Annotated in this window: 15 protein-coding genes; 9 read left to right on the forward strand and 6 right to left on the reverse strand. The window is 71.7% G+C overall.

Annotated elements, in window-relative coordinates; translation table 11 throughout:
• Window position 1: 1 nt before the first annotated feature.
• A complete protein-coding gene (locus ACF1G2_RS27530) occupies window positions 2-1144 on the reverse strand; it encodes a lipid-transfer protein (protein ID WP_391800867.1) in 1143 nt (380 codons plus the stop codon).
• 92 nt (window positions 1145-1236) lie between these two features.
• Here ACF1G2_RS27530 and ACF1G2_RS27535 point away from each other — a divergent pair, with 92 nt between their 5' ends.
• Both ACF1G2_RS27535 and ACF1G2_RS27540 read left to right on the forward strand, forming a co-directional pair.
• Window positions 1237-2787 carry a FadD3 family acyl-CoA ligase gene (locus ACF1G2_RS27535; RefSeq protein ID WP_391800868.1) on the forward strand — a complete coding sequence of 517 codons (1551 nt, stop codon included), beginning with the start codon at window positions 1237-1239 and terminating at the stop codon, window positions 2785-2787.
• Between the two features lie 90 nt (window positions 2788-2877).
• The gene (locus ACF1G2_RS27540; RefSeq protein WP_391800869.1) at window positions 2878-3534 is read left to right on the forward strand and encodes a hypothetical protein; all 657 of its coding nucleotides are present in this window, start codon (window positions 2878-2880) and stop codon (window positions 3532-3534) included.
• Window positions 3535-3558: 24 nt separating this feature from the next.
• Here the strand turns inward: ACF1G2_RS27540 and ACF1G2_RS27545 are convergent, their stop codons facing one another.
• The 3 genes from ACF1G2_RS27545 to ACF1G2_RS27555 form a co-directional block, all read right to left on the reverse strand.
• Window positions 3559-3717 (reverse strand): hypothetical protein, encoded by a 159-nt coding sequence (locus ACF1G2_RS27545; RefSeq protein WP_391800870.1) that lies wholly within the window; start codon window positions 3715-3717, stop codon window positions 3559-3561.
• A 346-nt stretch (window positions 3718-4063) separates the two neighbouring features.
• Complete coding sequence (locus ACF1G2_RS27550) at window positions 4064-4240, reverse strand: hypothetical protein (protein ID WP_361600700.1); 177 nt, start codon at window positions 4238-4240, stop codon at window positions 4064-4066.
• 201 nt (window positions 4241-4441) lie between these two features.
• The gene (locus ACF1G2_RS27555) at window positions 4442-7405 is read right to left on the reverse strand and encodes a BTAD domain-containing putative transcriptional regulator (RefSeq protein WP_391800871.1); all 2964 of its coding nucleotides are present in this window, start codon (window positions 7403-7405) and stop codon (window positions 4442-4444) included.
• A gap of 155 nt (window positions 7406-7560) precedes the next feature.
• Between ACF1G2_RS27555 and ACF1G2_RS27560 the strand changes: the two genes are divergently transcribed.
• Window positions 7561-8778, forward strand: a complete 1218-nt coding sequence (locus ACF1G2_RS27560; protein ID WP_391800872.1) for an amidohydrolase family protein — start codon at window positions 7561-7563, stop codon at window positions 8776-8778.
• Window positions 8779-8839: 61 nt separating this feature from the next.
• Here the strand turns inward: ACF1G2_RS27560 and ACF1G2_RS27565 are convergent, their stop codons facing one another.
• Window positions 8840-9541, reverse strand: coding sequence for a hypothetical protein (locus ACF1G2_RS27565; protein ID WP_391800873.1), 702 nt, complete (start codon window positions 9539-9541; stop codon window positions 8840-8842).
• Window positions 9542-9750: 209 nt separating this feature from the next.
• Here ACF1G2_RS27565 and ACF1G2_RS27570 point away from each other — a divergent pair, with 209 nt between their 5' ends.
• From ACF1G2_RS27570 to ACF1G2_RS27595, 6 genes are all read left to right on the forward strand, one after another.
• Complete coding sequence (locus ACF1G2_RS27570) at window positions 9751-10671, forward strand: LLM class F420-dependent oxidoreductase (protein ID WP_391800874.1); 921 nt, start codon at window positions 9751-9753, stop codon at window positions 10669-10671.
• A gap of 13 nt (window positions 10672-10684) precedes the next feature.
• The gene (locus tag ACF1G2_RS27575; RefSeq protein ID WP_391800875.1) at window positions 10685-11446 is read left to right on the forward strand and encodes an SDR family NAD(P)-dependent oxidoreductase; all 762 of its coding nucleotides are present in this window, start codon (window positions 10685-10687) and stop codon (window positions 11444-11446) included.
• Window positions 11447-11554: 108 nt separating this feature from the next.
• Window positions 11555-12679: an LLM class flavin-dependent oxidoreductase gene (locus tag ACF1G2_RS27580; RefSeq protein WP_391800876.1), complete on the forward strand. Its 1125-nt coding sequence runs from the start codon at window positions 11555-11557 to the stop codon at window positions 12677-12679.
• 163 nt (window positions 12680-12842) lie between these two features.
• Window positions 12843-14570 (forward strand): amidohydrolase family protein, encoded by a 1728-nt coding sequence (locus ACF1G2_RS27585; RefSeq protein WP_391800877.1) that lies wholly within the window; start codon window positions 12843-12845, stop codon window positions 14568-14570.
• Window positions 14567-16018, forward strand: coding sequence for an aldehyde dehydrogenase family protein (locus ACF1G2_RS27590; protein ID WP_391800878.1), 1452 nt, complete (start codon window positions 14567-14569; stop codon window positions 16016-16018). Before ACF1G2_RS27585 ends, ACF1G2_RS27590 begins: the two co-directional genes overlap by 4 nt.
• A gap of 249 nt (window positions 16019-16267) precedes the next feature.
• The gene (locus ACF1G2_RS27595) at window positions 16268-17839 is read left to right on the forward strand and encodes an APC family permease (RefSeq protein ID WP_391800879.1); all 1572 of its coding nucleotides are present in this window, start codon (window positions 16268-16270) and stop codon (window positions 17837-17839) included.
• Window positions 17840-17982: 143 nt separating this feature from the next.
• Here ACF1G2_RS27595 and ACF1G2_RS27600 read toward each other — a convergent pair whose 3' ends face one another.
• Window positions 17983-18201, reverse strand: coding sequence for a hypothetical protein (locus ACF1G2_RS27600; RefSeq protein ID WP_391800880.1), 219 nt, complete (start codon window positions 18199-18201; stop codon window positions 17983-17985).
• Between the last annotated feature and the right edge of the window lie 45 nt (window positions 18202-18246).

Genomic DNA, 18246 nt, shown 5'->3' on the forward strand with positions numbered 1-18246 from the left:
CTCAGGCTCGAAGCAGGATGGCCGATGTGGGGACGCCCTCGCCCGCGGTGACCAGGCAGGTGGCAGCGTCCGGGACCTGGGCGGTGGAGGTGCCGCGGAGCTGCTTCACACCCTCGTTGATGAGGTTGAAGCCGTGGACGTACGCCTCGCTGAGTCCGCCGCCGCCGGTGTTGATGGGCAGCCGGCCGCCGATCTCCAGGGCGCCGCCCTCGGTGAACGCGGCGCCCTCGCCGCGGTCGCAGAAGCCGTACCCCTCCAGGGAGAGCGGGATGAGCGGGGTGAACGCGTCGTAGATCTGGGCGACATCGACGTCCTGGGGCCCGAAGTCGGCCTGCTTCCAGAGGTGCCGGGCGGCGGTCCAGGCGGGTCCGGTGAGCGGGTCGTCGTTCCAGTAGTTGACCATCCCGTGGTGCTGGGAGGGCAGGCCCTGGGCGGCGGAGTGGACGTACACGGGCTTCTGGCGGCAGTCGCGGGCCCGCTCGGCGCTGACGATCACGCACGCCAACGCGCCGTCGGTCTCCAGGCAGTTGTCGAAGAGGCAGAGCGGTTCGCTGATCCAGCGCGCGGTCATGTACATCTCGCGGGTCAGCGGGCGCTCGTACATGATCGCGGCCGGGTTCTGGTTGGCGCGGTTGCGGCAGGCGAGGGCGACGTTGAAGAGGTGGTCGCGGGTCGCGCCGTACTCGTGCATGTAGCGGCGGGCGAGCATGCCGATCTCGTCGGAGGGCCGCAGGAGCCCGAAGGGACGGGTCCACTGGCCGGGGGTGGGCAGCTGCACGGCGGTGTTCTTCCACGGCCGGGGGCCGCTGCCGCGCTTGCGTGACCGCCAGGCCACCCCGACGCTCGCCTGCCCGGTGGCGACGGCGGCGGCGATATGGCCGACGGTGGCGCACGAGCCTCCGCCGCCGAAGCCGACCTTGGAGAAGAAGGTGACGTCGCCGGCGCCGATGGCCTTGGCGACCTCGACCTCGTCGGTCTCCTCCATCGTGTACGAGGCGAAGGCGTCGACCTCGGAGGGCGCGATGCCGGCGTCGTCGAGTGCCGCGAGGATCGCCCGGCAGGCGAGCGTCTTCTCGGACTCGGGGAGCTGTTTCGCGAATGGTGTCTGTCCGATCCCGACGATGGCCGTGGCGTCCTTGAGCACTGCAACCTCCCCGATCGCGAGCTGCTGACAGCGCGTCAGGGTACAGCTAATCTGACGGATAGTCAGCTACGGGTGCGGCGGAAGGGACTGCGATGCGCGGCGACCTGGAATGGGGCTCGATAGCGGGGCTCGTACGCTCGGCGGCCGAACGGTACGGGGCGGCGGAGGCGGTGGTCGACGGCCGTACCCGCGTCTCGTACGAGGAGCTGGGCGAGCGCGTCGAACGCGCCGCCGCCGCCTGTCTCGCGGCAGGCGTGGAGCGCGGCGACCGGGTCGCGATCTGGGCGCCGAACACCCTGGACTGGATCGTCTCGGCGCTCGGGGCGGTGACGGCGGGGGCGGTCCTCGTCCCGCTGAACACCCGCTTCAAGGGCACGGAGGCGGCGTACGTCATCTCACGGTCCCGGGCGAAGCTGCTCTTCGTCACCGGGACCTTCCTGGGCACCTCGTACGTCGCCTCCCTGCGCCGCGCCGGGGTCGAACTCCCGTACCTGGAGCGGGTGGTGGTGCTCGCGGACGCGGCGCCCGAGGAGTACACGACCTGGAAGGACTTCCTCACGGAGGGGGAGGCGGTCTCCTCGGCGGAGGTCCGCGCCCGGGCCGCAGCTATCGACTCCGCCGACCCCTCCGACATCATCTACACCTCGGGGACCACGGGCGCGCCGAAGGGCGCGGTGATCACGCACGCGCAGACGCTGCGCTGCTACGGAATCTGGTCGGAGCTCGCCGGGCTGCGGGAGGGCGACCGCTATCTGATCGTCAACCCGTTCTTCCACACCTTCGGCTACAAGGCCGGGATCATCGCCTGCCTGATGCGCGGGGCGGTGATGGTGCCGCAGCCCGTCTTCAACGTCGACACCGCCCTCGCGAACATCGCCGCCGAGCGCATCTCGGTCCTGCCCGGCCCGCCGACCCTGCACCAGTCGCTCCTGGACCACCCGGCCCGCTCCTCGTACGACCTCTCCGCCCTGCGGCTCGTGGTCACCGGCGCGGCCGTGGTGCCGCTGCGGCTCGTGGAGCGCCTGCGCGGCGAGCTGGGCGTCGGCACGGTCCTCACGGCGTACGGACTCTCCGAGGCGAGCGGCATCGTCACGATGTGCCGCAGGGGCGACCCGGCGGACGTCATCGCGACCACCTCCGGCCGCCCGATCCCCGGCACCGAGGTCAGGCTCTCGACGGCGGGGGAGGTGCTGGTCCGTGGCCACCACGTGATGAGCGGCTACTTCGAGGACCCGGAGGAGACGGCGCGCGCCGTCGACGCGGAGGGCTGGCTCCACACGGGGGACGTCGGGGTCCTGGACGAGGCGGGCAACCTGCGCATCACGGACCGGATCAAGGACATGTTCATCGTCGGCGGCTTCAACGCCTATCCGGCGGAGATCGAGCAGCTCCTCGGCCTGCACCCGGACATCGCCGACGTCGCGGTCATCGGCGTTCCCGACCCGCGGCTCGGGGAGGTCGGCAAGGCCTTCGCGGTGCGGAGGCCGTCGGCGAGGGTCACGGCGGACGACGTGATCGCCTGGGCGCGGCGCGAGATGGCGAACTACAAGGTGCCGAGGGAGGTGGAGTTCGTCGCGGAGCTGCCGAGGAACGCGAGCGGCAAGGTGGTCAAGGGGGTGCTGAGGTCACAACATCGTCGCTGACCGGCGGAACGCCGCCTTCAGGGCGGGCGGGCCGGGAACAATCCGCACCGCACGGCGTCCCCTTCCCCTCGTCTCCCCCAGGAGCAGCCGGTGTCGTCTCCCGAACTCCCCATCACCCTCACCCCGCAGCAGGCGGCCACGGGCGTGACCCTCACCCTCACGCTGCCGACCGGACCCGCGCACATCCGGATCCCGCCGTGCCGCCACGGCGACCTGATCCCGGCGCAGGTCGGCGCCGGCGCGGTGCTCCTGCGCATCCAGGTCGCCGGCCCGGCCCAGGCCCCGCGCAAGGCGAGTCCCTGGGGCTGCCTCGTGGCGCTGGGCGTGATCGGCGCGGTGGTCGCGGCGCTCGTCCTCACGAGCGACGGCGACGACGAGACCCCGACGGCGGGCTCGCCGCCCGCCGCCACCACGACGACCCCGTCCCCGTTCCCGACGACCGCCCCGGCCCCCACGGCGACGACGGAGGCCCCGCCGGACCCGTACACGAAGGGCACCTGCCTCAACGGCACGCTCCCCGACTCGACGACGGCGCAGAGCGTGAGCGACATCGACGAGGTCTCCTGCTCGGCCTCGGACGCGCACTACCGGGTGATCCAGACGTTCCCGCTCACCTCGGACCTGAACCGCTGCAACGCCAACCCGAAGACGCAGTACGCCTTCTCGCACCGCTACACGATCAACGGGGCGACGGTGAACGAGTACGTCTACTGCCTGGTGGGGCTGGGGACGTACGCGCGGGGGTAACGGCGGCGGGCGCCGGCGGCCCGGTCAGGTCGCGTGGAAGTCCTGGGGGCCGGTGCCCGTGGCGTGGAAGTCCTGGGGCCCGGTGCCCGTGGCGTGGAAGTCCGCCAGGGCCGGGGTCGCCGTGCCGGCGGCGAAGAGCGCGGCGATGAAGGCTCCGGCCAGGAAGCGTGCGGTGCGGGACATGGCGACTCCTTGTGCGGACAGGGGCGTGCGTGCCGTCCCAGCCTCTGCGATCGAGAACGTCAGTTCGACGGTTGCGTGACATTCCGGCCAAGTGGGGCCGGGGGATTGGCCGGGATGCCCCGGCCGACGCGAGAGGGGCCGGGCGGATGCCCGGCCCCTCCTCACCGTCCGGTCGCTCGACGCGACAGGCTCTGCCCGACCGGTCCCCCCGGCCGTCGGACGTCCCCCGAGCCTTCGCCTTCGGCATGTCCGGACGGTCACGGCTTCGGCGGCTCCCCCGATGGCGCCGCCGGGGCCGTCCCCCGTCGCGAGCCGGCCCTCGTCCCCCGTGGGCCGGCCCGGGTCGCTACTTGATGGGCTCACCGGTCGCGTGGGCGTCCAGCGGCTTGATGGGCTTGACGGGCTCGCTCGTCGCGTGGGCGTCCAGCGGCTTGATGGGCTCGCTCGTCGCGTGCGCGTCGCCCAGCGTGGTGATCTCCTCGCCCGTGGCGTGGGCGTCGGTGGGCTTGAGGTTGTCGGCCATGAAGGTCATCTCCTGTAGCTGATGGACGTGGCGAGAGCGACGCCCGCCCGGCGATTCCCCCGTGGATCGCCGGGTGGGACGTCCAGGGCCGATCACCCTAACGGTGGGGCCTCATCGCGATCCGTCTGCCCCCCGACGCGGCGGATCGACATACATGAGAGTGCCGTACGGCGATAAACGATTGATGAACGACCAGGTGCGTCACGCGACCGCGGCCGGGTGCAGCAGCGCGCGGACGTCCCCGGCCTCGGGGGAGTCGAGCTCCTCGAAGACCGTCAGAGCCTCACGCCAGCACACGCGTGCCCGGTCGATCTGCCCCAGCGCCGACAGGCCGCGCCCCAGCACCGTCAGGACGTTGGCCCGCCGCCACTCGCCGCCGATCCCGTGCAGGACGGCGAGCGCCTGCTCCGCGTGGGACGCCGCCGACGCGGACTTGCGCTCGGCGAGATTGACCTCGGCGAGCCGGAACAGCGTCATGCCGTGCCACAGCTTCTGCCGGCTCTCCTGGAAGACGTTCAGCGCCTCGGTGAGGACGGCACGTGCCTGACCGGTCTCACCGGCCTCGGTGAGCGCGAGACCCAGCGCGTACTTGCCGTTGGCGAGGCGGAGCGGCAGACCGTCGTCCGCCTCCTCGTAGATCGCGATTCCCTGGCGCGCCAGGTCGACCGCGCTGGCGATCCTGCCCATGGCGAGGTGCACCCGGGACAGGTTGCACAGGGCGCTGGCCTCCCCGGGCTTGTTCTGGTCGGCCCTGAACGCGGCGAGCGCCTGCGACAGATGACTCTCCGCGTCCGTGTGACGGCTCTCGTAGAGCGCGATGATCCCGAGCTGGTTGGGCGCCTGCGCGGACGAGACGGGGTCGCCGGCCGCGAGGCCGGCGTCCAGCGCGCGGCGGGCCTCCTCGGCGGCCTCGCCGAACCGCCCCGAGGTGCTGTGCACATGGGTGAGCATCGTCCGGGACCGCGCCTCCGCCCGCATCTCCCCGGCCTTCGCCGCAGCCTCGCTCACGGTCGTGGCCGCCTGCGCGAACTGATGTGTGTTCGCCCCCGACTCGGCGAGGTCGACGGCGGCCATCAGCAGGTCCGCGGCGCGGCGGAGAAGTCCGTTGCCGGCGGACTGGCGGGCGCAGGCGAGGAGCCCGCCGGCCTCGGTGAACAGCCAGTCCAGGGCGGCTTCCTGGGTGTCGAAGGCGAGACCGGGGTACTGGGTGCGCTCGAAGTGGTCCAGGACCCGCTCCCCCGGCCGTTCGATCGCGTAGACCCGGGCCGCCGTCGACAGGTAGAAGTCCAGCAGCCGCGACAGCGCCAGTTCCCGTTCCACCGGCGGCTGTTCGTCCCGCTCCGCGCACGCACGCGCGTAGAGCCGCACCAGGTCGTGGTACCGGTAGCGGCCCGGGGCCGCCGACTCCAGGAGGGAGGTGTCGACCAGCGCCTCCAGGAGGTCCTCCGTGTCGTGCAGCTCCAGGTCGAGGACGGCCGCGGCCGCCGCGAGGGAGATGTCCGGGCCGTCGGCCAGGCCGAGGAGGCGGAAGGCGCGGGCCTGGGCCGGCTCCAGCTGGCCGTAGCCGAGTTCGAAGGTGGCCTTGACCGCGAGGTCGCCCGCCTGGAGTTCGTCCAGGCGGCGCCGCTCGTCGGCGAGCTTCGCCGCCAGGACCGCCACCGTCCAGGTGCGGCGGGCGGCCAGCCGGGAGGCCGCGATACGGATCGCCAGCGGGAGGAAGCCGCATGCGGCGACCACGTCGAGGGCCGCCTCCCGCTCCGCCGAGACGCGCTCCTCGCCGACGATCCGGGTGAAGAGCTGGAGCGCCTCCTCCGGCGACATGACGTCCAGGTCCACCAGGTGCGCCCCGGCCAGGTCCACCATCCGGATGCGGCTGGTCACCAGCGCCGCGCAGCCCGCCGTGCCCGGCAGGAGGGGGCGGATCTGGGCCGCGTCCCGCGCGTTGTCGAGCAGCACGAGGACCCGCCGGCCGTCCAGCGTGGAGCGGTAGAGCGCCGCCCGCTCGTCCAGCGAGTCGGGGATCGCGGAGTCGGGCGTGCCGAGGGCCCGGAGGAACGCGCCGAGGACCGTCTCGGGGGCCGCCGCGCGGGCGCCCGCGCCCTGGAGGTCGACGTAGAGCTGTCCGTCGGGGAAGTGCGGCCGCGCCTCGTGCGCCACGTGCACGGCGAGCGTCGTCTTGCCGACGCCGCCGATGCCCGCGAGCGCCGAGACGGCCATCACGGAGCCCTCGGCCGTGGCCAGACGTCTGCCCAGCTCCCGTACGAAGGAGTTGCGGCCGGTGAAGTCCGGGACCGTGGCCGGGAGCTGCGCGGGCCGGGAGACGACGGGCGCGGGAGCCGACTCCTCCACCGGGCGGGCCAGTTCGGTGTCGGCCTGGAGGATCCGCTGCTGAAGGCGGGAGAGCTCCGGGTTCGGGTCGACGCCCAGCTCGTCGGCGAGGAGCCGACGGGTGTCGGCGTAGACGGCCAGCGCCTCGGCCTGCCGGCCGCTGCGGTAGAGGGCCAGCATCAGCAGTTCGCGCAGGCGCTCGCGCAGCGGGTGGGCGGCGGTGAGCGCGGTCAGCTCGGAGACGGCCTCCGCGTGCGCGCCGGCCTCCAGGTCCATGTCGAGCCGGGTCTCCAGGAGCTGGAGCCGCCACTCCTCCAGGCGTACCCGCTGCGTCTCGGCGTACGGCCCCGGTACGGAGGCCAGCGCCTCGCCGTCCCACAGTCCGAGGGCCTTGTTCAGCCGGGACCTGGCCGCCGCGCGGTCGCCCGCGCCCCGCAGCTTGTCGGCCTCGGCGGCCAGCTCCTGGGCGACGTTCAGGTCCAGGGCCCCGGCGTCGGCGGTGCGGATGGCGTACCCGCCCGACTCGCTGACCAGCACCCCGGCGTCGAGGACCTTGCGCAGCCGCGAGGCGTACGTCCGTACCGCCGCCAGTGCCTGCGAGGGGGACTCCTCGCCCCAGATGGCGTCGATCAGCTCGCCGGCCGTGGCCGTGCGCCCGTCGCGCAGGAGCAGCGCGGCGAGCAGAGCGCGTTGCTGGGGCGAGCCCGAGGGGAGGACGGTGCCGTCCCGCCAGGCGCGTACCGGGCCGAGCACACTGAAGCGCAGGTCGTCCGTGCGGACGCGACCTGTCAGCGGAGCTCGCTGCTCCGGGACGTGCGGGCCGTTCTCACGGTCCATAGCTCCCCCTGCCGTACCGCTGGTTTCGCCCCTGACAGTCTGCCTTGCCCGGAGGGGATGCGTCAGCATCGGGTCACCGTCTGCACAAGTCCCGCCACATGATTCGGCCGACCAAGGAGCTGACGGGCCGTCAGATGGGCGCTACCGTGAAACGCATGGAGACCTTCCCGAAGATCATCTCGGTGGACGACCACACCGTGGAGCCGCCTCACGTCTGGCGGGACCGGCTCCCGTCCAGGTACCGCGACACCGGACCCCGGATCGTCCGCGCGCCCCTGAAGGAAATGACCTTCCTCGGCGGAAAGTTCGCACCCGTCATGGGTGCCAAGGGCGACGACGGGCCCATCGGCGACTGGTGGGTGTACGAGGACCTGCACCGGCCGCTCACCCGGCTCGACACCGCCGTCGGGTACGACCGGGACGAGATCAGGCTGGAGGTCATCACCTACGAGCAGATGCGCCCCGGCTCGTACAGCGTCCCCGACCGGCTGGCCGACATGGACGTCAACCACGTCCAGTCCGCGCTCTGCTTCCCCACCTTCCCGCGCTTCTGCGGGCAGACCTTCACCGAGGCGAGCGACCGCGAGCTCGGTCTCCTCGGCGTTCGCGCGTACAACGACTGGATGGTGGAGGAATGGTGCGGGCCCGAGGCCCGCGGGCGGCTGATCCCCCTCACCCTCATACCCCTGTGGGACGCCGAACTGGCCGCAGAGGAGGTGCGGCGCAACGCCGCCCGCGGGGTCCGCGCCGTCGCCTTCTCCGAGATCCCGCCGCACCTCGGGCTCCCGTCGGTCCACACCGACTACTGGGACCCCTTCCTTCGCGCCTGCGACGAGACCGGAACCGTCGTCGCCATGCACATCGGCTCCTCGAGCCGGATGCCGTCCACCTCCGCCGACGCCCCGCCCGCCGTCGGCTCCACCATCACCTTCGCCAACTGCTGCTTCTCGATGGTGGACTGGCTGATGAGCGGAAAGTTCGAGCGCTTCCCCAACCTGAGGATCATGTACGCCGAGGGGCAGATCGGCTGGATCCCGTACATCCTCGAGCGCGCCGACGTCGTCTGGGAGGAGAACCGTGGCTGGGGCGGTGTCGCCGACAAGGTGCTGCGCCCGCCGTCGGAGCTCTTCGCCGAGCACGTCTACGGCTGCTTCTTCGACGACGCCTTCGGCCTGAAGAACCTGGACGCGATCGGCGTCGGGAACGTCCTCTACGAGACGGACTACCCGCACTCCGACTCCACCTGGCCCAAGTCGCGCGAGGTCGGCGAGGCGCAGATGGGGCAACTGGCGCCGGACGTGGTGGAGCGGATCGTGCGCGGCAACGCGATCGACCTGCTCGGGCTGACCCCGGACGGGCTCTGGGTGCCCTAGCCCCGGAGAGCGCGGAGAGGCCGCGGCGCACCGGCACCACGGCCTCTCCCGGCCCCGCGGCTCAGCCGAGGCGGACCGGCGCCCCGGAGTCCTTCTCGTCGGAGAGGGCGACGCCGCTGTACCCCCCGCCGGTGTTCCCTCCGCTGCCGTACCCGCCGGCGGGGTCGGTGGCGCCACCCGCCTTCTTGCCGGTCGGGGTCACGCCGAACCAGGTGCCGCCCACGCCCTGGCCGTTGGTGTCGCCCGGGCGCAGGTCCTTGCCGAAGCGGTAGACGGGCCAGCCGCCGATGGTGACCTGGAGGTTGCCGTCGTCGCGCTTGACGACGCCCACGTCCGACTTCCTCACGCCGTCGATGAAGATCCGGCCGCCCGGGGCGACGACGACCGGCGGCCAGGTGGTGGCGCAGGCGTCGTTGCAGGTGGACTTCGACGGCTTCGCGGTGTCGTTGTCGAAGCGGTAGAGCGTGAAGCCCGCGCCGTTGACGACGACCGGGTCGAGGGCGCCCGCGCGGCCGGCGCTCAGCTGGACCCACTTCTGCGGCTTGCCGGGAGTGTTCGCCCAGTCTCCGGTCTTCGGCTGTGCCTTGTTCTGCTTCGCGGTGCCGTTGAGGAAGTCGAAACCGGACACGGCCGCCGCGGCGCCGGAGGCCGCGTTCTCGGCGGCCTTGCCGAGGGCCGTGTCCTCCGTGCCCCCGCACGCGGTGAGCAGCAGGGCGGCGGCCGTGGTGGCGGCGGCGACGGCTCCGAAGCGCTGGATGTTCATGGTTCCCCCTGTGTGGTGGTGTGCGCTGCCTTCGCCGGGGAGTACGGCGATGGCTGCAGGGGGCACTCAGCCGGTTACGCGCCTGAGACGTGCCCGGGACGCTTCCGGCACCGTGTCCCGGCGCACCCCTTGTCTGATGGCCCGTCAGAAGCGAGCATGAGGGCCACTCATCGATATGACGAATCGTCAGATCCATAGGGGGTTCCACCATGGTGGTCTACGGGATGCAGCTCCCGGTCCAGTCGCAGAGCACCCTCTACGCCGAGCCCTGGGAGGCCGCCGCCGGGCCCGCCGACCTGGTGGAGGTCGCCCGGGTCGCCGACCGGACCGGCTTCGACTACATCGCGAGCTGCGACCACGTCGCCATCCCCCGCCGCCTCGCCGGGCCCATGAGCACCGTCTGGTACGACCCGGTCGCCACGCTCTCCTTCCTGGCCGCCGCGACCGAGCGCGTCCGGCTGCTCTCGCACGTCGCGGTCGTCGGTCTGCGCCACCCCCTGGTGACCGCCAAGGCGTACGCGACCCTCGACCACCTCTCCGGCGGCCGTCTGGTCCTCGGGGTCGGGGCCGGGCACGTCCAGGAGGAGTTCGAGGCCGTCGGGGCGGACTTCGCCGGGCGCGGGGGCGTGCTGGACGAGACGATCGACGCGCTCCGGGCGGCGCTCGGTCCGGAGGAGTACCCGGAACACACGGGTGAGCGGTTCGCCTTCAAGGACCTCGGGCAGCTGCCGCGGCCCGCCCAGGAGCGGGTGCCCGTCTGGGTGGGCGGCTCCTCGCCGGCCGCCGTGCGCCGGGCGGCCCTCAGGGGGGACGGCTGGCTGCCCCAGGGCGACCCGAGGACCGAGCTCCCCGCGCAGATCGCCCGGCTCAGGAGCCTGCGCGAGGAGGCCGGGATCGAGGAGCCGATCACCGTCGGGGCGATCGTCGAGGCCCTGTACGTCGGCGAGGCCGGCTGGGACGTCGGCCGGCGCACGCTCTCCGGCGAGCCGGAGGCCCTCGCCGAGTCGCTGAACGCGTACGGAGCGATGGGCGTGCACCAGATCCAGGTCCGGTTCCGCTCCCGGAGTCGTACCGAACTCACCGATCAGATGTCGGCGTTCGCCGCCGAGGTCGCCCCCCACCTGAGCTGAGGAGTGGACGGACATGGGCAAGCTGGACGGGCGGGTCGTCGTCGTCACCGGCGCGGCGCGCGGACAGGGCGAGCAGGAGGCGCGGCTCTTCGCCGCCGAGGGGGCGCGGGTCGTCCTCGCCGACGTGCTCGACGCTCCCGGCGAGGCGCTGGCGAAGGAGCTGGGGGAGGAGCGCGCGGTCTACGTCCACCTCGACGTCACGCGTGAGGAGGACTGGAGGGCGGCGGTCGCCGCCGCCAAGGAGCGCTTCGGGCGGATCGACGGCCTGGTGAACAACGCGGGCATCCTGCGCTTCAACGAGCTGGTCTCCACGCCCCTGGAGGAGTTCCAGGCGATCGTCTCGGTCAACCAGGTCGGCTGCTTCCTGGGGATCCGCAGCGTCGCGCCCGAGATCGAGGCGGCCGGTGGCGGCACGATCGTCAACACGGCTTCGTACACCGGTCTGACGGGCATGGCGGGCGTCGGCGCGTACGCGGCGACCAAGCACGCGGTGCTCGGCCTGACCCGGGTGGCCGCGCTGGAGCTGGCGGCGAAGGGCATCCGGGTCAACGCGGTCTGCCCGGGGGCGATCGACACCCCGATGAGCAACCCGGAGGGCGTGGACCCGGAGGCGACCGCAGGGCTGTACCGGCAGCTGGTGCCGATGGGCCGGATCGGGAGACCCGAGGAGGTGGCGGCGCTCGCGCTCTTCCTCACCGCCGACGACTCCTCGTACATCACCGGGCAGCCGTTCGTCATCGACGGGGGATGGCTCGCCGGAGTCAAGCTCTTCTGAACGGTTCTGACGCTCCATCAGGTATTGACGCACCTGCCGCGCGGTGCGAAAGTCGGGCACATCGAGAATCTGACGGTACGTCAGAAACAACGAGGACGGTGAACCCCCTTGGAATTCGGGATCTTCGTACAGGGATACGTCGGCAAGCGCGCCGAGACCGATCCCGAGGCCGAGCACAAGGCGCTGATGGAGGAGACCGAGTACGTCATCCAGGCGGACAGGTCCGGGTTCAAGTACGCCTGGGCCTCCGAGCACCACTTCCTGGAGGAGTACTCGCACCTCTCGGCGAACGACGTCTACCTCGGCTACCTCGCCCACGCCACCGACCGGATCCACCTCGGCTCCGGCATCTTCAACCCCCTGGCGCCGGTGAACCACCCGGTGAAGGTCGCCGAGAAGGTCGCCATGCTCGACCACCTCTCCCAGGGCCGCTTCGAGTTCGGTTCGGGCCGCGGGGCGGGCTCCCACGAGATCCTCGGGTTCATGCCGGGCATCACCGACATGAACCACACGAAGGAGATCTGGGAGGAGACGATCGCCGAGTTCCCCAAGATGTGGCTCCAGGACGAGTACGTCGGCTTCCAGGGCAAGCACTGGTCCCTGCCGCCGCGCAAGGTCCTGCCCAAGCCGTACGGGAAGTCCCACCCGGCCATGTGGTACGCGGCCGGCTCGCCCTCCTCGTACGCGATGGCGGGCAGGAAGGGGCTCGGCGTCCTCGGGTTCAGCGTGCAGAAGGTCTCCGACATGGAGTGGGTCGTCGAGTCGTACAAGACGGCCGTCAAGGAGGCCAAGGCGGTCGGCGACTTCGTCAACGACAATGTGATGGTCACCTCGACCGCGATCTGCGCCGAGACGCACGACAAGGCCGTCGAGATCGCCGTCAGCGGCGGCCTCAACTACCTGCAGTCGCTGCTCTTCCGCTACCACGACACCTTCCCCCGGCCCGAGGGCATCCCCGAGTGGCCGGAGCTGCTGCCCGAGTACAGCGCGGAGATCATCGAACTCCTCATCGCGGAGGAGCTGATGATCTGCGGCGACCCGGAGGAGGTGCTGGGCCAGTGCAAGCGCTGGGAGCAGGCGGGCGCCGACCAGCTGTCCTTCGGCCTGCCGATCGGGATCAGCTACGAGGACACGATGAACACGGTCAAGCTGATCGGTGAGCACGTGATCCCCAAGATCGACACGGACCCGGTCCACCGCACGACCCGCTTCCGCCAGGCCGCGACGTCCTGACGGGGGCCCGCCCTCCGGGCCGGGGAGCTCCCCGACCGTCACGAGCGCGGGGCGGTGTCTTCCCGGACCACCGTTCCGTACCGGCCCCGGCCGGGGACGTCGTAGCCGCGGCCGGCTACCGCGTCCCCGGCCGGGGCGTGTTCACGTGCAGAAAGGGACCGTCATGCTCGACCACCTGATCAAGGGCGCCACCGTCGTGGACGGCACCGGCGCCCCCGCCTTCGTCGCCGACATCGGCATCCGCGACGGACGGATCGTCATCGCCGGAGCGGACGCCACCGCCCGCACCACCGAGGACGCCACCGGCCTCGTCCTCGCCCCCGGCTTCGTCGACCCCCACACCCACTACGACGCACAGCTCTTCTGGGACCCCTTCGCCACCCCCTCCATGAACCACGGTGTCACCACCGTCGCCGGCGGCAACTGCGGCTTCACGCTCGCGCCCCTCCACCCGGACCGTCCCGAGGACGCCGACTACACGCGCCGCATGATGTCCAAGGTCGAGGGCATGGCCCTCAAGGCCCTGGAGGAGGGGGTCGACTGGAGCTGGTCCTCCTTCGGCCAGTACCTCGACGCCCTCGAAGGACGGATCGCCGTCAACGCGGGCTTCATGGTCGGACACTGCGCCCTGCGCCGGTACGTGATGGGCGCGGAGGCCGTCGGCGGGCAGCCCACGCCCGAGCAGCTCGACCGGATGACGGCGCTGCTCCACGAGGCCATGGAGGCCGGGGCCTGGGGCCTGTCCACCACCCAGTCCGCCACCCACTCCGACGGCGACGGCGCCCCCGTCGCCTCCCGGCACGCCACGCCCGCCGAGCTGATCGCGCTCTCCGCGGCGGTCGGCGAGCACGAGGGCACCCAGCTCGAAGCGATCCTCGCCGGCTGCCTCGACCAGTTCTCCGACGACGAGATCGACCTCTTCGTCGACATGACGGCCGCCGCCGGACGCCCCCTGAACTGGAACGTCCTCACCATCGACGCCGCCGTCCCCGAACGCGTCCCGCGCCAGCTCGTCGCCTCCGAACGCGCCCGCAAGTCCGGCGGCCGGATCGTCGCGCTCACCATGCCGATCCTCACCCCCATGAACATGTCGCTCGGCACCTTCTGCGCCCTCAACCTCATCCCCGGCTGGGGCGAGATCCTGGCGCTCCCCGTACCCGAGCGGATCGCCAGGCTCCGCGACCCGGACGTCCGGGCCGAGATGCTGCGCCGGGCCGACTCCAAGGAGGCCGGTGTCTTCCGCCGCCTCGCGCACTTCGGCCGGTACGTCATCGGCGACACCTACAGCCGCGAGAACGAGGGACTCACCGGACGGGTCGTGGACGACATCGCCGCCGAGCGCGGCCAGGACCCCTTCCAGTGCCTCGTCGAGATCTGTGCGAACGACGAGCTCAGGACGGTGCTGTGGCCGATGCCCAGCGACAACGACCCGGCCTCCTGGGCGCTGCGCCGCGAGACCTGGGAGCACGAGGACGTGATGCTCGGCGGCTCCGACGCGGGCGCGCACCTGGACCGCATGTGCGGCGCCCCCTACACGACCCGCTTCCTCGGCGACTGTCTGCGCGGCCGGAAGCTGGTCACGCTGGAGCAGGCGGTGAAGATGCTCAGCGACGACCCGGCCCGGCTCTTCGGGCTGCGCGAGCGCGGGCGGATCGCCGAGGGGTTCCACGCCGACCTGGTCCTCTTCGACCCCGAGCGGATCGACGCGGGCCCGGCGACCCTGGTGCACGACCTGCCGGGCGACAGCCCCCGGCTCGACTCGCGCGCGGTCGGCGTCGTCTCCGTCCGCGTCAACGGCGTGGAGACCATCCGCGACGACGAGGTGACCGGCGCGATCCCCGGCAGGGTGCTCCGCTCGGGCCGTGACACGAGGACGGTGTCCACACGGTGACGCAGCGACTCTTCATCGGCGGGGAGTGGGTCGAGCCCGACGGCGGGCACTACGAGGTGGTCAACCCGGCCACCGAGGAGGTCGTCGGGCTCGCGCCCGAAGCCTCCCGCGACCAGGTGTACGAAGCGGCCGAGGCCGCCCGGGAGGCCTTCGCGACCTGGTCCCGTACGAAACCGGAGGAACGCGCCGCGATCCTCGACCGGGCAGCCGACCTGATGGCCCGCGACGCGGAGGCGAACGTGGTCCTCGCGCAGGCCGAGACCGGCGCCACCACCGGGACCGCGCGGGGCATGCAGGTCGCCGTCGGCTCCTCCCGGTTCCGGCGGTACGCGCGCGGCGCCCTGGAACCGGTCGAGCAGGCGCTGCCGCCGCAGATCAACGAGGCCGGTCCGATGGGGAAGGCCGGGGTCTTCGGCGCGGTCGCGGTGCGCCGCCCGGTCGGGGTGGTCACCTGCATCACCTCGTACAACAACCCCTGGGCCAATCCGGCCGGCAAGATCGCCCCGGCCCTCGCCATGGGCAACACGGTCGTGGTGAAGCCCGCCCCGCAGGACCCGCTCTCCGTCTTCGCGATGGCCCGGGCGCTGGAGGAGGCGGGCGTCCCCGCGGGTGTGGTCAACGTCGTCACGGGCACGAGCACGGCCGTCGGCGAGGCCGCGGTCGACTCCCCGGCCGTCGACATGGTCTCCTTCACCGGCTCCACGGCCGTCGGGCAGCGCATCGGCGAGGTCTGCGGCCGGGCGCTGAAGCGGCAGCTGATGGAGCTCGGCGGGAAGGGCGCGGCGCTGGTCTTCGACGACGCCGACCTCGACTCCGCGGTGATGGGGATCGGCACCACCTTCTCCTTCTACAGCGGACAGATCTGCACGGCCCCGACCCGGGTCCTCGCCCAGCGCGGGATCCACGAGCAGCTGATCCAGAAGCTCACCGGCTATCTCGGCTTCATGAAGGTCGGCGACCCGACGGTGCCGGGCACGGTCGTCGGCCCGGTGATCTCGGCGGCCCACCGCGACCGGGTGGAGTCGTACGTCGAGCTGGGGCGGAAGGAGGGTGCGCGGGTGGTCGTGGGCGGCGAGCGCCCGGCCGTGGAGCGCGGCTTCTACGTGGCCCCGACGCTGCTCGCGGAGTGCACGAACGACATGCGGGTGGTCCGGGAGGAGATCTTCGGCCCGGTCGTGGTGGTCGTCCCCTTCGACGACGAGGAGGAGGGGATCGAGCTGGCGAACGACAGCGACTACGGGCTGCTCGACTACGTGTGGTCGGGCGACGTGGCCCGCGCGTTCCGCGTCGCGGCCCGGCTGAGGGCGGGCGGTGTCGGGGTGAACACGATCGGACGGAACATGGAGGCGCCGTTCGGCGGGTTCAAGAAGAGCGGTGTCGGGCGGGACGTGGGGTCGTACGCCCTGCACGCGTACAGCGAGACGCAGGCGGTGGTCTGGCCGGGCTGACGCCCTCCCCGCACGGCCCGGAAAATTCTTCGGGAAAATTTGGAAACGGACATTAAGGACAGTGCTGCGGTTCCCGCATACCGGACAGTCTCTGAGACGCCTACCAATCGGTCGGTTCGGATCCATCGTCGATCTTTCAATCAATGACGATTTGGCGTTACGAGCCTTGTAATGCAAGGCGAAGATCGCTCAATGGCCCCGGACTCGCGTCCTCCGGATGTGGAAACCGCAGCACTTAACGTCCTGTTCATGACTCAGGTGGATGCACGGCCCCAGGCCGGAGACACGGTAAGGGGCGTCACCCCCTCGGGTGAGAGCCAGGGCGTACGCACGAAGGGGCTCGGCGGAAACTCCGTCGGGCTCATGGGCAGCGCCGTCATCGGCATCTCGACGGTCGCCCCCGTCTACTGCCTGACCTCCACGCTCGGCTCCACGGCCGGCGAGGTCGGGCTCCAGATGCCCGCGATCTTCCTCGCGGGCTTCCTCCCGATGCTCCTCGTCGCCTTCGCGTACCGGGAGCTCAACCGGGTCATGCCGGACTGCGGCACCTCCTTCACCTGGACGGTCAAGGCCTTCGGCCCCCGGATCGGCTGGATGTGCGGCTGGGGCCTCGTCATCGCGACGATCATCGTCCTGTCCAACCTGGCCGGCGTCGCCACCTCGTACTTCTGGCTCCTCGCCGGTGAGATCACCGGCAGCGACTCCGTCGCCGCCCTGGACGACAACAAGGCCGTCCACATCCTCACCTGCCTCGTGCTCATCGCCGTCGCGACCGCGATCAGCTACCGCGGCATGACCGCCACCAAGGGCGTGCAGTACGCCCTCGTCGGTCTCCAGCTCGTCGTCCTCGCGCTCTTCGTCGCGATGGCCTTCCAGAAGGCCGGCAGCGGGGCCTTCGACACCGGGCTCTCCTTCTCCTGGGAGTGGATGAACCCGTTCGCCGTCCAGTCCTTCGCCGCCTTCACGGCCGGTCTCTCCCTCTCGATCTTCATGTACTGGGGCTGGGACGCCTGCATGGCGACCAACGAGGAGACCACCGGCAGCGCCAAGACCCCCGGCCGCGCCGCGCTCATCGCGATGGTCGTCCTGGTCGGCTCCTACCTCGCCACCGGCGTCGCCGCGCAGATGGCCGTCGGCTCCGGCGACAGCGGCCTCGGCCTCGCCAACCCGGAGACCTCCGACAACGTCTTCGCGGCCCTCGCGGGACCGGTCATGGGCCCGGCCCTCGGCATCCTGCTCTTCGTCGCCGTCCTCGCCTCCGCGGCGGCCAGCCTCCAGACGACGTTCATCCCGGTGGCCCGCACAGTGCTGGCGATGTCGACGTACGAGGCGCTCCCGGCGTCCTTCGCCAAGGTCGACCCGCGCTTCAAGGTGCCGGGCAAGGCCACGGTCATCGCGGGCGTCGCCACCGGCGTCTTCTACACGGTGATGACCCTCGTCAGCGAGAACGTCCTGGTCGACACGATCTACGCGCTCGGCCTGATGATCTGCTTCTACTACTCGCTGACCGCGTTCGCCTGCGCCTGGTACTTCCGCAAGGAGCTCTTCCGCTCCGGCCGGGACTTCGTCTACAAGGGCCTGTGCCCGGTTCTCGGCGGCATCCTGCTCACCGGTGTCTTCGGCAAGACGCTGTACGACATGTGGGACCCGGCCTACGGCAGCGGCTCCTCCGTCCTCGGCGTCGGCTCGGTCTTCGTGATCGGCGTCGGACTGCTGCTGGTCGGCCTGGTGATCATGCTGGTGATGCAGCGCAGGAGCCCCGCCTTCTTCCGGGGCGAGGTGCTGACGAAGGAGACGCCGTCGCTGGTCGTGGCGGACTGAACCCCGGCCGGGTGGGCCTCCGGGCCGTGTGAGCCCCTGAGCCGTGTGAGCCCCTGAGTCGAACGACGAACGAGGTGGCGGGACCGTCTTCCGGTCCCGCCACCTCGTTCGTCCGTCGGCCCGTCCGGCCGCCTCTGCGGTCGTCAGCGCCCCGGGAGCAGTCGCTCCACCGTCGCGTTGGCGGCCGGCAGGTCGGCCGCGGAGGCGGGCTTCTCCTGGGGGTTCAGGAGGCCGCTCAGCGGCACGACGGACGGCAGCGTGGCGTTGCCGAGGTCGGTGGTGTCGGCGACGGCGGACCCGGCGGCGCCGATGCCCCCGGCGACGGCGAGTCCGGTCAGGACGGCGGTGAGGATCTTCTTCATGCCCCCACCAACGAGCGGCCCCCGTGCCAGGTGGCGCCCGGCTCT

The sequence above is a fragment of the Streptomyces sp. NPDC013457 genome (assembly GCF_043089925.1).
Taxonomy (GTDB): Bacteria; Actinomycetota; Actinomycetes; order Streptomycetales; family Streptomycetaceae; genus Streptomyces.

Bases quoted from the DNA above. Each gene is read 5' to 3' on its own strand.
- ACF1G2_RS27535 (WP_391800868.1), top strand. From the start codon at position 1,237: ATGCGCGGCGACCTGGAATGGGGCTCGATAGCGGGGCTCGTACGCTCG.
- ACF1G2_RS27545 (WP_391800870.1), bottom strand. From the start codon at position 3,717: ATGTCCCGCACCGCACGCTTCCTGGCCGGAGCCTTCATCGCCGCGCTC.
- ACF1G2_RS27550 (WP_361600700.1), bottom strand. From the start codon at position 4,240: ATGGCCGACAACCTCAAGCCCACCGACGCCCACGCCACGGGCGAGGAG.
- ACF1G2_RS27555 (WP_391800871.1), bottom strand. From the start codon at position 7,405: ATGGACCGTGAGAACGGCCCGCACGTCCCGGAGCAGCGAGCTCCGCTG.
- ACF1G2_RS27560 (WP_391800872.1), top strand. From the start codon at position 7,561: ATGGAGACCTTCCCGAAGATCATCTCGGTGGACGACCACACCGTGGAG.
- ACF1G2_RS27565 (WP_391800873.1), bottom strand. From the start codon at position 9,541: ATGAACATCCAGCGCTTCGGAGCCGTCGCCGCCGCCACCACGGCCGCC.
- ACF1G2_RS27570 (WP_391800874.1), top strand. From the start codon at position 9,751: ATGGTGGTCTACGGGATGCAGCTCCCGGTCCAGTCGCAGAGCACCCTC.
- ACF1G2_RS27575 (WP_391800875.1), top strand. From the start codon at position 10,685: ATGGGCAAGCTGGACGGGCGGGTCGTCGTCGTCACCGGCGCGGCGCGC.
- ACF1G2_RS27585 (WP_391800877.1), top strand. From the start codon at position 12,843: ATGCTCGACCACCTGATCAAGGGCGCCACCGTCGTGGACGGCACCGGC.
- ACF1G2_RS27595 (WP_391800879.1), top strand. From the start codon at position 16,268: ATGACTCAGGTGGATGCACGGCCCCAGGCCGGAGACACGGTAAGGGGC.
- ACF1G2_RS27600 (WP_391800880.1), bottom strand. From the start codon at position 18,201: ATGAAGAAGATCCTCACCGCCGTCCTGACCGGACTCGCCGTCGCCGGG.